The following is a 13,572-nucleotide window of genomic DNA, read 5'->3' on the forward strand; positions in this document are numbered from 1 at the left end:
AGGTTGTCTTAGGTGGCTAAATCAGATAATCAAGTAAAAAGTCCTAAAACATTGCTTATTGTGCTTATGGCCGGGTTATTCCTGGCGATCTTGAACCAAACGCTTCTTAACGTGGCGATGCCGCACTTAATGACCGAGTTCGGTGTGAGTGCGACGACGATTCAGTGGCTTACGACCGGATACATGCTGGTCAACGGTGTTTTGATTCCGTTATCTGCGTTCTTAATTACCCGGTTCGGACAGAGAAGCCTCTTTCTCGTAGCCATGTTCTGTTTTACAGCGGGAACGTTAGTCTGCGGAATCGCGCCTAACTTCTCAACCATGCTGATCGGCCGGTTAATTCAGGCGGTCGGCGGCGGTATCCTGCAGCCGCTGGTCATGACAACCATTCTGCTTATCTTCCCGCCTGAAAGCAGGGGGAAAGGAATGGGGATTTTCGGTCTTGCGATGATGTTTGCTCCGGCGGTCGGACCGACTCTTTCCGGCTGGATCATCGAGCATTACACATGGCGCATTATGTTCTACGGCCTTGTTCCGATCGGGGCAATCGTTATTATCATAGCGTTCTTCCTCTTTAAGAACTTGGTGGAACCGCAAAAAATCAAACTCGACAGCTTGGGTGCGATTCTATCCATTGTCGGATTTGCCTCATTGCTTTACGGAGTCAGTGAAGCGGGCAGCGACGGCTGGGGAGATCCGATCGTGCTGTCTACCGTCATTGTCGGTGTCATCGCGATTGCCGCGTTTGTCATTCAGCAATTGCGCTCTGAAAAACCGATGCTCGACTTCCGGGTATTTAAATATGATATTTTCTCACTTTCCAGTGTGATTAACATCATTATTACCGTTGCGCTTTACACAGGAATGTTCCTGCTTCCGATTTACCTGCAGAACTTAGTCGGCTTTACGGCGCTGCAATCGGGCCTCTTGCTATTGCCGGGCGCGATTGTCATGCTGATCATGTCGCCGATTTCCGGTATTCTGTTTGACAAAATCGGTCCAAGACCGCTTGCGATTATCGGGCTGGTCATCACGGTCGCAACGACATTCCAGTACACAAAATTGACAATTGACACACCTTACACGCACATTATGCTTGTCTATGCCATCCGCGCATTCGGTATGTCACTGTTAATGATGCCTGTTATGACAGCCGGAATGAACCAGCTTCCGGCACGGTTGAACAGCCACGGCACGGCGATGAGCAACACGCTCCGCCAGATCAGCGGTTCAATCGGAACAAGTTTGATCACAACGATTTATACGAACCGTACGACAATGCACTATTCGCAGATTGCGGATAAAACAAGCACGGCTGATCCAAGCTTCATGCAGTCGTTCCAAAGCGCGGTTTCGAATTTAATGGTCAACATGAACATGTCGCTTGATGCGGCAAAACAAACCGTTTATTCTTATCTCTACAAAACAGCTTCACTTAATTCCAACGTTATGGGGATTAATGACGCGTTTATGTGGGCGACGATCTTTGCGGTTATCGGCGTAGTCCTGAGCCTGTTCTTGCGTGACGTACGGAAAGACAAACAGCGGGCGAAGAAAAAAGAGGAGCTGTCATTGCTTCCGGCCCCTAAAGAAGTGAAGGAATCTTAATCATCTGAATGGGAGGTTTCCTGAATGAAAATTTACGTAGTGTACGATAGTGAAGGCGAACATACAAAACACCTTGCTGAAGCCATTGCCGAAGGAGCACGAGAAAACGCTGAGGCTGAAGTCCTGATCGATCATGTCGATCAAGCAGACATCCGCAAGCTGAAAGACATGGATGCCATTATCTGGGGATGCCCGGGACACTTTGGCACCATCAGTTCAGGCTTAAAAGCGTGGATCGACAGACTCGGCTATCTGTGGGCTGAAGGCGAGCTGATTGATAAAGTCGGCGCCGTATTCTGTACGACGGCGACAACACATGGCGGATTAGAAATGACAATGCACAATCTGATCACTCCTATGTTTCACCAAGGCATGATTGTTGTCGGACTTCCCGGCAACGTTCCTGAAAACGCGCTGTACGGCTCTTACTACGGCGCGGGCGTCACATGCCCGGTTGACAGCGATGTGCTGATGACGGAAGAAGGCCTTCAATTAGGCCGTGCGCTTGGCAGACGTGTCAGCCAAGTCACAGGTAATCTAACTGCCGGACGACAGTAAGGAGAGGGTTATATGGCCATTATTATAGCGGTTATTGCTGCTGTCATTGTGATTGCACTTCTTATCACATTCAATGTCCGCAGCACTTCTGCAGGACAGGATGTCAAAGAAGAAAAGAGAGAAGCGATCGGCACTACAGCCGAACAGCCGGAAAAGCATGATCCGGCCGAGGAGCGCTCAGCCGAGCATGCTCCCGTCGTTGTAAAATCTGAATCTCCCCGTGAGAAAAAGAATACAATGGGCGATGATGTGTACCGTCAGGCGCTTCAGAAGTTTAAGACTTCTGAGACAGATCAGGAACCAAACGATCCTGATAGCGGCGGCAAAATGCAGGATAGCAGCTATCGTGATGCGCTGCTCTCCTTAAAAAACAAAAAGAAGTAATTGAAAAGGCAAATCTGCGTAAGAGCGGATTTGTCTTTTTTTTATTGAAGATATTGTAATACGTGATGATCTAGTGTACTATGTTACTCATACACTTGATCCGAATGGAGAGAGAAAGAATGACATCGTTTTTAGGTTTGCTGAAAAAAGATGCGAAAGTTTCATGGATTTGGCTTGCGGTGTGGCTTTGCGGCATGATTTGCTGGGCGTTTGCAGCCCACGTCACCGCTGCCCGTCAGAAAGAACCGCTCGTCATTTTCGGCTTTTTTACGGCAATGGGGTTTTTTCAATTTCTTGTAGCGCCGCTTTTTATGTACTATCACCTTCATAAAGAAGGAAAAAATCAGCTGTGGCTTTACAATCCGAATGGAGGATTTTATCTGCTGGCTTCCAAGCTGACGGCCTCACTGCTGTATCAGTTGATCGGGCAGCTGGCGCTGACCGGTTACGGCATTTGGATGTACCGGATGCTTTCTGCAAAAGGAGCGCTGGAACACACCATTCCCCTGGCCGGCACATTAACCGGACTGAATGCTTACCTGCTGATCAGTTCAGCGTATTTATCTGTGATCGTGGCCGTCTTTTGGACTGTTTTTCACTCATTAAAACATGTTCCCGTCCTCCGGTGGGTGATCTGCATCGTGCTTGCGTTTGTCTGGACCTATATTGACGATAAAATCATTACGCCATTCACTTCATCTCAACATGATTTATGGCCGGTAAAAGTGTATGCGGATTTTGATTTTCATTATACAAAATTGACCGGCTGGACGGTGGAGCTGAAGGCCGTCCACATCTCGCTTTTCAGCTTCCTGGCAGTGATCGTGCTTTCGGCGCTCTGTCTCGCGCTGGCCTCTATGCTGCTGAATCGAAAGGTTGAGGTGTGATGATGGAGAATGAATTTCAGTCATCCAAGCCGATTTATCTGCAGATTGCCGATCGTGTATATTACCGGCTGATCCGAAGTGAGCTTTCACCGGGGGACAAACTGCCGTCCGTAAGGGAGATGGCCGTACAGATGAAAGTGAATCCGAATACGATACAAAGAACGTACAGTGAAATGGAAAGGCTGGGGATCGTGGAGACGAGAAGAGGACAGGGAACCTTTATAGCGGAAAGGTCCGATCTGAAAGCGGAGCTGAAAGACAGGCTGACTAAAGACGTTTTCAAACGCTTTATTCAGGAAATGGCGGAGCTGGGGTTATCTCCTGAGGAAATGATCGACGGGATCAAACAATATGCGGAGGAAGGAAACGATGAATCTTGATTTTGAAGGCGTAACAAAAAAATACGGCCGCAGGCTCGCGGTCAGCGATGTATCATTTTCATTGTCTCCGGGTAAAATCTACGGAATTTTAGGGCCGAACGGAAGCGGTAAATCAACAACGCTTAAAATGCTTGCCGGGCTTGCGTTCCCGACCTCGGGCGCCGTCCGGATCGGAGACTGCGCAGTAAGCAGGAACATGCTGTTTCGTACGGCTTATTTAACCGAACATGATATGTTTTCCGCCCGGACGACCGTCGGTGATATGCTCACATTTTATCATTCGCAATTCCCGGATTTTCAGCTGGAAAAAGCATATAACCTATTAACGGAAATGAATCTTTCAGCGAAGCAGAAGATAAAACAGCTGTCCAAAGGCAGCCGGGGCAGGCTGAAAATCGTTTTGGCCCTGTCGAGAAAAGCATCCGTCATTCTGCTGGATGAGCCGTTTTCAGGTCTTGATCCGGCGGTCAGGGAGTCGATTGTCAACAGTCTCGTATCTTATATTGATTTTGACAGCCAGATTGTCGTCATCGCCACGCATGAGATCGGCGAGATTGAGACGCTGTTAGACGAAGTGATGGTTTTCATAAAAGGGAAAATCGCTGAACGGCGCGAGGTCGAAGAAATTCGGGAACAGGAAGGAATGTCCGTGCTGCAATGGTACAGAAGCGTCATGCAGGCGCACGAAATAGAAGGGGGATTCTAATTGGAAACGGTATTAGAACTGCAACAGGTAAAGAAAACGATAAAAGGACGAACGATTATTCATGATCTGAGCTTCTCCGTCCGGGCGGGCGAAGTGTTTGGGTTTCTAGGGCCGAACGGAGCGGGGAAAACCACTACGATCAGAATGATGGTCGGATTAATGAAACTGTCTCAGGGAGACATCGTAATCTGCGGGGAATCCATTACGAAAAACTATGCAAAAGCGGTCAGGCACGTCGGAGCCATCGTGGAAAACCCGGAGCTGTACAAATTCCTGAGCGGTTATAAAAATTTACAGCAGTACGCAAGGATGGTAAAAGGCGTTACGAAAGAAAAAATAGATGAGGTCATCGAGCTCGTCGGGTTGCAGGACAGAATACATGACAAAGTAAAAACCTACTCTCTCGGAATGAGACAGCGTCTCGGCCTCGCCCAAAGCCTGCTGCATAATCCTAAGGTGCTGATTCTGGATGAACCGACAAACGGCCTTGATCCCGCGGGCATCAGGGAAATCAGGGACCATCTGAAAAAGCTGACACGTGAAAAAGGAATGGCTGTCATCGTCTCAAGCCATCTGCTGTCAGAAATGGAGTTAATGTGCGACCGAATCGGCATTCTGCAAAAAGGGGAGCTTGTCGATATTCAAAAAGTAAGGGATGAAGGAAAAGAGGATAAAGATACATACTTCTTCCATATTGAACAAAGAGAAGAGGCTCTTGCCGTTCTGAGTCAGTTTGACTGTGTGAAGAAGACAAACGGCATTGAGATCAAGCTGTCAAAACAGGAAGTGCCTGATGTGATTTCACTGCTCGTCCGTGAAAACATCCGCTTATATGAAGTGAAAATCATGACAAAATCTTTGGAAGACCGTTTCTTGGAGATTACCGGCGGGACGAAAGAGGAGGTTCAATATGTTTAAGCTGATCTATAATGAATGGATAAAAATTTTCAGCCGCGTCGGCACGTGGGCTATGATTGTAATTTTAGGCGTTTCGATGATCGGTTTTGCGCTTCTGTCAAACCATTTCACCTCGAGCGAAGCCAATCCGAATTGGAAACAGGAGCTCCAGGCTGAAAACAAAGAAATGAAACAGCAGATGAAGGAAACCGGAAACCAGACGCTCATTGATAACCTGAAACAGAATGTCGCGATAAATCAATACCGTATGGATCATAACATCCCTGAGGATACAGGGTACACAGTGTGGTCATACGTAGCTGATTCTTCGATGATGACTGTTTTGACCGGGCTGTTTACGATTATCATTGCCGCAGGCATCGTGGCGAATGAGTTCAACTGGGGGACGATCAAGCTGCTGGCTATCCGTCCGCTCAGCCGTTTTCAGATTTTGCTTTCTAAATATATGACGGTGCTGCTGTTCGGACTGCTGATGCTTGTGATTTTATTTGCCGGCTCCGCTCTGTTGGGATTGGTCTTTTTCGGTACAGGGGGAGATACTGCGGCTGATATTCATCTCGTATACAAAGACGGCCATGTTTTTGAGCAAAATATCATCGCCTTCCTCGCTAAAACATATATCTATGAATCTGTCTCCGCTTTTATGCTTGCGACGATGGCGTTTATGCTGTCTGCGGTATTCCGGAACAGCTCATTAGCGGTCGGGTTTTCTATTTTTCTATTGGTTATGGGAAACACGGCGACTGTATTTCTTGCCACGAAATTTGAATGGACCAAATATATTTTATTCGCGAACACGGATTTGTCGCAATATATGAACGGGACTCCTTTAGTAGAGGGGATGACGATGACATTTTCGGTTGTGATGCTTGTGATTTACTTCGTTATTTTTCTGGCGCTCGCATTCGGCGTCTTCTTAAAACGCGATATTGCCACCTGATATAAAAAAGCTGTTTTGCCTTTGCAAAACAGCTTTTCGTTTTAGATGAAAAAAACCCTGCCGGCATACACCGGCAGGGTTTTTAAACAATTTATGCTTTTGTTACGTTAGCAGCTTGTGGTCCGCGGTTTCCTTCAACGATTTCGAAAGAAACAGATTGGCCTTCTTCTAAAGTTTTGAAGCCTTCGCCTTGAATAGCAGAGAAGTGAACGAATACATCGTCTTGACCTTCTACTTCGATGAATCCGAATCCTTTTTCAGAGTTGAACCATTTTACTTTACCTTCTAACATGAAATTTCCTCCTAAAGCGACATAACGCTTAAATTCACTATTCTTGCTCTAAAACAAACTTCCAAGACGAAAACTCTTACAAAACTTTCTTCTTAAAGATAGTTCGAACAAAAATAATTACCTTTACTCTACCAGTAATTCGAAGAAAAAACAACTGCTAAATGTAACTTTTTTCGAAATAACATGTTTTAAGAGGGGAACGCTCTGATACGGAAATCAGATTTGAGACTAGAACAGCCCATTTTCAGCTGATAAAAACCGCTTTGCAGCCTCTTAAGGAAGCAATTGACAACCCTTTTTTTAATCGGTATTGTATGTAATCATGAGCCCGAATACCATGGTGCAGCTTCTGTACATAAAAATAGATAGGGAGTAGGTCAACTTGAATCTGCGGCTTATAAACAGTCTGTTTCTTTTCATTTTGATCATGTCACTTACTTCATGCCATTATCCTGACGGGAACCGGACAATTACTATCGGAATCAATGGATCTGATCAATCGATCTGGGAGTTTGTCGCGAAAAAAGCCGGTGAGGAAGGATTGCAGCTTTCTTTGGTAATGTTTTCGGATTATGCCGAGGCCGATTTGGCACTTGCGGGCGGGGATCTCGATGCCAATGCGTTTCAATCCGTTTCTTATTTTCAATCTTTGCCGCCTCATGTGAAAAAGAAGCTGGCTCCTTTAGGAACGACATATGCGGCATCGCTGGGGGTGTATTCCAAGCAACATAAACGGCTGAAGGATATACCGGACGGAGCTGTCATTGCCGTGCCTGGTGAAGCGGCGGCCTTCGGCAGGGCGCTTTTTCTCATGCAGGAGGCCGGACTGATGACATTGAAAAAGGGATTCACCGGTACGGGTTCAACTGATATGATCAAGGACAACCCGAAGCATCTGACCTTAAAAACGGAAACAAAAAAGAACGCCTATCAGGCGGCGGAACATGCTGACGCAGCAGTTCTCAGTCAAAGCGAGGCGAAAAGAGCAGGATTTCATGCGGAGAAGGACGCGCTGATCCGATCGGCGCAAATGAAGGAAGCGTATATTCATCTGATCGCCGTCAGGGCTGAGGATAAAGATGATGAACGGATGCAAAAACTCCTGTCTTTGTATCAATCAGATGATACCGCGGCGTTTATTGAAAAAGAATATGAGGGCAGCCTGATTCCTGTTTTCCTGAGGGGCGGCTTTCTCACTGAAAAGAAAGAATGATTTCCTCTTCGGGCGATCATTCTTTTTTTTCAGTGCTGCACACTTGATTGCGCCCTGATGTTTTCGCTTTGTACAGCATCCGGTCCGCGATCAGGGGCAATGTCTGAGGATCCGATGTATTTGTCGGATAATGCGCGATGCCGAGGGAAACGGTCACGGGAATTGTATCTCCGCTCGTCAGCAGAATCGGGTTCGCGTCAATCGTGTGCCTGATTTCTTCTGCGAGGTGAAGCCCTTTTGTATACGTGCAATTGGGCATAAGCACGGCAAATTCTTCCCCGCCGATGCGGGCTGACGGATCAGAACTGCTGAGTAAGAACCTCAGGCGCGCCCCCAGTTCCTTCAGCACTTGGTCCCCTTCATAATGGCCGTATTGGTCATTGATCTGCTTAAAGTGATCAATATCCAAATAAATAAGCGCGAGCTGAGACGAGGGGGATTGAGACGCCCGATCGTACAGAACGCGCGAGACTTCCTCGAATTTTCTCTTATTAAAAATCCCCGTCAGAAAATCATAATTCGCTTGAAACTTGTATTGCTTGAACAAAAGGCGGGCATCGGCTTCGTGTTTAATGATATACAGCGACAGCATTCCGCCCAAGGTAGAAATGAGCCAAAAATAAACGAGGGCCCCGGCAGGCTGTTCAGGCATAAGTAACAGCAGCGTCAGGGTGATAATAACATTTGAAAAGAGCAGCATAACGAACGCATTTTTGTGATTCGGCTTTTTTCCTCTGAATACGGCCACAGAAAGTATCGCAATCATGCCGACTGCGGCGATAGAATAAATGGCGCTGGCATTGAAATTGATCAGGATACGGCCTGCCACGATAATGATAAAGGCAGCTGCTGTAGACACCCAGCCTCCGTAAAGAGCGGCGATGATAATGGGGATATTTCTGAGATCAATGATGGAATCGGAGTAAGAAAAGCCGAAAGCAATCAGAAAAACCCCTAAAAGCCCGCAGACCGTCCCCTTCAGTAATTGAAACATCAGACGGTCTTCTTTATACGAAAGCGACTCTTTAAAAAGAACGGTGAAGAGATAATTAAATGTGATTAAAATCGTCAAATTAAGAAACAGTTCCTTCAGCATAACAATCACCCTTATATAAGTTACTAAAGAAAGGATGGAAAGAAAAGAGAAAAATCATTAAAAATACATATATTGTCAATTCTTACTTGACCGATCGGAATTGATGTAATATAGTGTTTAAGGATAATGAGCAAGGGAGTGTTTACCTGTTTTGGAGAATTTATTTGTAATCTTACATGTTTTTATTTTGTTTTTGTTTATAGCAGGTCTGTTTGTGATGCAAAAAAAACACGTTTCCTTTTCTAAACGTGTCTTTACCGCGCTCGGATTAGGCATTGTATTCGGTTTTGCGCTGCAATTGATTTACGGGCCGGCCTCACATGTCGTGGCACAAACGGCCGATTGGTTTAATATTGCCGGCGGCGGTTATGTCAAATTGCTTCAGATGATTGTCATGCCGCTAGTCTTTATTTCTATTCTCGGCGCATTTACGAAGCTTAAACTGACCCATAACATCGGGAAAATCAGCGGGCTGATCATCGGAATTTTGATCGCTACGACAGCAATTGCTGCGGCAGTCGGAATTGCTTCGGCGCTATCCTTTGATCTGAAAGCCGTTCATATCGACCAGGGAAGCACCGAATTATCAAGAGGCCAGGAGCTGCAGCAAAAATCTGAGGATATGACGGCCAAAACGCTGCCTCAGCAAATCGTTGAGCTTCTGCCGGGAAATCCGTTTCTTGATTTCACGGGGGCCAGACCGACTTCCACCATCGGAGTCGTTATTTTCGCCGCTTTCCTCGGCATCGCTTTTCTGGGCGTGAAACGGAAACAGCCGGAGCACGCAGCGACATTCAGCGGAATTGTCGATGCGGTTTACGCGATTATTATGCGCGTCGTGACATTAATTTTAAGACTGACGCCTTACGGGGTATTGGCGATTATGACCAAAACGATCGCGACAAGCGACATCGACAGCATTGCGAAACTGGGGATGTTTGTGATCGCTTCATACGCCGCGCTTATCGCCATGTTTATCATTCACTTGCTGCTGATCACGTTCAGCGGTTTAAATCCGATCACATACGTGAAAAAAGCATTTCCGGTTATGGTGTTTGCGTTTACGTCCCGTTCAAGCGCAGGGGCTTTGCCGCTCAATATTAAAACACAAAAAAGCATGGGCGTACCGGAAGGCATTGCGAACTTCGCCGGTTCATTCGGCTTATCGATCGGTCAAAACGGCTGTGCCGGCATTTACCCGGCGATGCTCGCGATGATGATTGCGCCGACAGTGGGGCAAAACCCGTTTGAACCGGGATTTATCATTTCCGTCATCGCGATCGTGGCAATCAGTTCATTCGGTGTAGCAGGCGTGGGAGGCGGCGCGACATTTGCGGCTCTGCTCGTCCTATCCGCTTTGAACATGCCTGTCGCGCTTGCCGGGCTGCTCATTTCAATTGAGCCGTTAATTGACATGGGGCGCACCGCCTTAAATGTCAGCGGCAGTATGACCGCAGGGCTGTTAACAAGTAAAATGACAAAGGAAACCGATACCGCGGTGTACAATGATTCCTCAATCGTCATTGAAGCTGAAGAAGCTTAACAAAAAAGCAGATCAATGGTTCATTCTCTTATAGAAAAATATGAGATAGAGCGCTAAAACGAAAAAATCCTTCATCGTTGAACGAATGAAGGATTTTTTCGTTTCTAATGATTTCCGGGTTCAATTTCTTCCAGCATATTCATCACGGTGCTGTCATTTAAAACATTTACCGCGCTTTCTTCGAAGTGAATCGGCTCGGTATAGTGAGGCTTCGGCGAAGTTTCTTTTGCCTGTCTGTCCGTATGGGATGAGCCGGAGTGATTGCGGGAAGTCTGCTCATGCTGCTGTCCGCCGGATTCCCCGCTGAACGCCTGTTTGATCAGCTCGGCAGGCTGCAATGAGCCGGTTTGTGAATGCCGGGCTTTGTCCGTGTGCTGCTGTCCGCTGGATTCCCCGCCGAAAGCCTGTTTGATCAGCTCGGCAGGCTGTGTGGAGCCGGTTTGTGAATGCCGGGCTTTGTCTGCGTGCTGCTGTCTGCCGGATTCCCCGCTGAAAGCCTGTTGAATCAGGTCAGCAGGCTGCATGGAGTGTGTGCCATCTTTATGCTGCATTCTGCCTGAAACCATTCCGGAGATTTTCCGGCGGATTTCGGGTGATAAAGCTGCAATCAGAATCGATGATCCGATCAGCAGCGCTGTCGGGCTGATGCCGCTTTTTTTTCTGAACAAGTTAAATCCCTCCTCATTCAATTGATTACGCTTACCTTTCCCTTTCCTTCTGATATTTATCCAAACCGCTCAGAATGCAAACGGCGTGTATAAATCCCGCCGAATAGAAAAACCTATACGTAAAGTGAGAAAGGAGGAATTCACATGATAAAAAAGCAAGCAGTTATCTCTGCCCTTCTTCTGCCGATGCTGATTACCGCAGGGTGCAGTATGGGGAACCAGGGAGAAGGAAAACGAAATGACAACCGCACCCAGAATGTAAATTACCGCAACACGCCTAACGACGGTGCGACAAATATGAATACAGTGAACCGTCATAACCAAAATACCGATCACAATGACAATCGTAACCTGAGAGTGGCTGATAAAGCCGCCGACAAGGTGACTGATTTAAAAGAGGTTAAAAATGCGACTGTGATCGTAGCCGGAAACAGCGCATATGTTGCTGTTGTTTTGACAAACGGGCAAAAAGGCGCCATCGCCAACCATTTAAAAAATAAGATTACCGATAAGGTGAAATCAGCCGATAAACATGTCCGGACTGTATATGTATCAGCGAACCCGGACTTCGTTGAACGCATGCAAGGCTACGGAAAACGAATCCAAAACGGACATCCTGTATCCGGTCTGTTTGATGAATTCGGCCAAATGGTGCAGCGTGTATTCCCAAACCCCAATAAATAAATGAATGGAAAAGCCGCATTTGCTGCGGCTTTTTTATTTTATCTGCCGTCACGACCCAGCGCTCCTGAGCATAAAGTAAAGAATGAGATGAAAATGAAAGGATCGGGGAGGGGAGCTTGTTTGCGTGACGGCATGGGGAAACGGGCGGCATTCACTCTGATCCTGTGCGGAGTCCTTGTCATATTGGCTGTCAGTTCAGCCGTTTCAGTAAGTATGATGTACGTCCTGTCAGGCCAAAACAGCCGCTCTGTTCCGACGAAGGAACAAGTGACTGAACACATGAATAAAGAAATTTACAAACATACAGCGATTTACTATACGGCGGATGAAAAGCCGCTCTTGGATCTGACCAAGCTTACGCTGGACCACGCAAAGCGTATCAATCAAATCATTGTCGGCTATAAAGGTGCAGCGCCGCTTGAACTCATTTTCTTTTCGGATGAAGCTGAAATGGAGCAATATTCAGGATTGAAAAATGTAGTCGGTTTTTATTCAGAACAGGAGCAGATGATGGGGCTTTTGCCTGAAGAGAAAAAACAGCTTTTGAAAAAAGATGAGCTGGCCGTTTTCATGTATAAGCAATTGATTATACATGAATATACACACTACGCGTTTCATCAAAAAACGCGGCAATTGGGGACGGATACGTCTGTATTTCCGCTTTGGTTTCATGAGGGGCTGAGCGAGTGGGTCGCGCATTATGATGTAGTCATTGATCCGATTGCATTTTCCGTCGTGCCGTTTGATCAATTAACGACCGACCGAAAATGGCAGAAATCGCGTATGGAATATGAAACGGATGTCTATTTGCAAAGCTTCTATATGATAAAGGACTTAACCGACACATTCGGAGAAGGCATTATCTTAACCATTATCAACAAAACCGCCGAAACACAGGATTTTGAAAAAGGCTTTGAAGCGGCTACGAAAGAAAGCCTGAAACAATTTGAACATGATTTCATAAAAGCATATGAAAAAAAGAAAACGGCATTGGAGAGTCAGGTTTCCAACGCCGTTTTTTAATCAATGGAGGTTTTGCTGCTGCTGTCCCATTTGTCCTTTAATCGGAGGCATTTGCGGCTGTCCCTGGGCCGGCGCAAATGAATTCAGCATGGTCTGCATATCTTGTGCATTGAGCTGAGGAACCTGATAATAACCGTGTTTGTTTTGGTATAAGAAGATTTCATACGCCATTTCGACATATTGCTGAATTTGGGCGGAGAGCACTCTTCTAGTGACGGGATTGGTCATTTCAAGCGAGCTCATCGTCAAGAGAGAAGCTTGAGCTTTAATCAGGCCGAGCATATGGCCGCTGATCCCGAGATCTTTGACATCATTTAATGATTGATTCGGTTTTTTCGGCTGAGTCGGTTTTATACCGTAGACGGCCTGGTTCTGTTCCTTCATCATATATGTCGACGTTTCCTGAGAAGGCTTTTGGCCGGTCTTAAAGCATTCTGCCGTCAGATTATAGAGTCCGAGAATGAATTGATACTGGCGGTCAAGGATGTCGGCCAGCTGCTGATCCTGTATAAACTGTCTGAGCATCATAAATTGATCCAAAACGCCGACTGTTCCGGCCAGCACTTCATGCATATCGAAAAGCTCATGTCCTCCGTGATTCACTTGCGGTGAACCCGGGATCCCTTGATTTACTGGCGGCTGCTGCTGATTCTGCTGCTGTTCCACTGGTTG

General features: G+C 46.6%; 16 protein-coding genes. 12 read left to right on the plus strand and 4 right to left on the minus strand.

Features of this window, described 5'->3' with window-relative positions; all coding sequences use genetic code 11:
• Window positions 1-12 precede the first annotated feature (12 nt).
• The 8 genes from JNUCC22_RS04635 to JNUCC22_RS04670 all read left to right on the plus strand — a co-directional run bounded on the left by JNUCC22_RS04635 (window position 13) and on the right by JNUCC22_RS04670 (window position 6,381).
• Window positions 13-1,608, plus strand: coding sequence for an MFS transporter (locus tag JNUCC22_RS04635; RefSeq protein ID WP_003155387.1), 1,596 nt, complete (start codon window positions 13-15; stop codon window positions 1,606-1,608).
• A gap of 24 nt (window positions 1,609-1,632) precedes the next feature.
• The gene (locus JNUCC22_RS04640) at window positions 1,633-2,166 is read left to right on the plus strand and encodes an NAD(P)H-dependent oxidoreductase (RefSeq protein ID WP_003155386.1); all 534 of its coding nucleotides are present in this window, start codon (window positions 1,633-1,635) and stop codon (window positions 2,164-2,166) included.
• 12 nt (window positions 2,167-2,178) lie between these two features.
• The gene (locus JNUCC22_RS04645) at window positions 2,179-2,550 is read left to right on the plus strand and encodes a hypothetical protein (protein ID WP_003155385.1); all 372 of its coding nucleotides are present in this window, start codon (window positions 2,179-2,181) and stop codon (window positions 2,548-2,550) included.
• Window positions 2,551-2,669: 119 nt separating this feature from the next.
• Window positions 2,670-3,437: a hypothetical protein gene (locus JNUCC22_RS04650; protein ID WP_216062165.1), complete on the plus strand. Its 768-nt coding sequence runs from the start codon at window positions 2,670-2,672 to the stop codon at window positions 3,435-3,437.
• 2 nt (window positions 3,438-3,439) lie between these two features.
• Window positions 3,440-3,817, plus strand: coding sequence for a GntR family transcriptional regulator (locus JNUCC22_RS04655; protein WP_007408436.1), 378 nt, complete (start codon window positions 3,440-3,442; stop codon window positions 3,815-3,817).
• Window positions 3,807-4,523 carry an ATP-binding cassette domain-containing protein gene (locus JNUCC22_RS04660; RefSeq protein WP_216062166.1) on the plus strand — a complete coding sequence of 239 codons (717 nt, stop codon included), beginning with the start codon at window positions 3,807-3,809 and terminating at the stop codon, window positions 4,521-4,523. Before JNUCC22_RS04655 ends, JNUCC22_RS04660 begins: the two co-directional genes overlap by 11 nt.
• Window positions 4,524-5,441, plus strand: a complete 918-nt coding sequence (locus JNUCC22_RS04665) for an ABC transporter ATP-binding protein (protein WP_012117151.1) — start codon at window positions 4,524-4,526, stop codon at window positions 5,439-5,441.
• The gene (locus JNUCC22_RS04670; protein ID WP_007408439.1) at window positions 5,434-6,381 is read left to right on the plus strand and encodes an ABC transporter permease; all 948 of its coding nucleotides are present in this window, start codon (window positions 5,434-5,436) and stop codon (window positions 6,379-6,381) included. Before JNUCC22_RS04665 ends, JNUCC22_RS04670 begins: the two co-directional genes overlap by 8 nt.
• A 91-nt stretch (window positions 6,382-6,472) precedes the next feature.
• On the opposite strand, the gene cspB is transcribed toward JNUCC22_RS04670, so the two are convergent.
• Window positions 6,473-6,673 carry a cold shock-like protein CspB gene (gene cspB / locus JNUCC22_RS04675; protein ID WP_003155376.1) on the minus strand — a complete coding sequence of 67 codons (201 nt, stop codon included), beginning with the start codon at window positions 6,671-6,673 and terminating at the stop codon, window positions 6,473-6,475.
• Between the two features lie 382 nt (window positions 6,674-7,055).
• Here cspB and JNUCC22_RS04680 point away from each other — a divergent pair, with 382 nt between their 5' ends.
• Window positions 7,056-7,886, plus strand: coding sequence for a MetQ/NlpA family ABC transporter substrate-binding protein (locus JNUCC22_RS04680; RefSeq protein WP_216062167.1), 831 nt, complete (start codon window positions 7,056-7,058; stop codon window positions 7,884-7,886).
• Between the two features lie 16 nt (window positions 7,887-7,902).
• On the opposite strand, the gene JNUCC22_RS04685 is transcribed toward JNUCC22_RS04680, so the two are convergent.
• Window positions 7,903-8,982, minus strand: a complete 1,080-nt coding sequence (locus JNUCC22_RS04685) for a GGDEF domain-containing protein (protein WP_061046937.1) — start codon at window positions 8,980-8,982, stop codon at window positions 7,903-7,905.
• A gap of 151 nt (window positions 8,983-9,133) precedes the next feature.
• Between JNUCC22_RS04685 and JNUCC22_RS04690 the strand changes: the two genes are divergently transcribed.
• The gene (locus tag JNUCC22_RS04690; protein ID WP_216062168.1) at window positions 9,134-10,525 is read left to right on the plus strand and encodes an L-cystine transporter; all 1,392 of its coding nucleotides are present in this window, start codon (window positions 9,134-9,136) and stop codon (window positions 10,523-10,525) included.
• Window positions 10,526-10,629: 104 nt separating this feature from the next.
• Here the strand turns inward: JNUCC22_RS04690 and JNUCC22_RS04695 are convergent, their stop codons facing one another.
• Entirely contained in the window at window positions 10,630-11,193 is a 564-nt protein-coding gene (locus JNUCC22_RS04695; RefSeq protein WP_216062169.1) for a hypothetical protein, read from the minus strand.
• A 144-nt stretch (window positions 11,194-11,337) separates the two neighbouring features.
• Between JNUCC22_RS04695 and JNUCC22_RS04700 the strand changes: the two genes are divergently transcribed.
• Together JNUCC22_RS04700 and JNUCC22_RS04705 are read left to right on the plus strand one after the other, a co-directional pair.
• Window positions 11,338-11,877 carry a YhcN/YlaJ family sporulation lipoprotein gene (locus JNUCC22_RS04700; protein ID WP_003155362.1) on the plus strand — a complete coding sequence of 180 codons (540 nt, stop codon included), beginning with the start codon at window positions 11,338-11,340 and terminating at the stop codon, window positions 11,875-11,877.
• A gap of 120 nt (window positions 11,878-11,997) precedes the next feature.
• Complete coding sequence (locus JNUCC22_RS04705) at window positions 11,998-12,900, plus strand: hypothetical protein (protein WP_061862616.1); 903 nt, start codon at window positions 11,998-12,000, stop codon at window positions 12,898-12,900.
• Here the strand turns inward: JNUCC22_RS04705 and JNUCC22_RS04710 are convergent, their stop codons facing one another.
• Window positions 12,901-13,566, minus strand: coding sequence for a spore coat protein (locus JNUCC22_RS04710; protein WP_007408445.1), 666 nt, complete (start codon window positions 13,564-13,566; stop codon window positions 12,901-12,903).
• Between the last annotated feature and the right edge of the window lie 6 nt (window positions 13,567-13,572).

Origin of the sequence: Bacillus sp. JNUCC-22, from assembly GCF_018861275.1 — a bacterium.
Classification (GTDB): Bacteria; Bacillota; Bacilli; order Bacillales; family Bacillaceae; genus Bacillus; species Bacillus velezensis.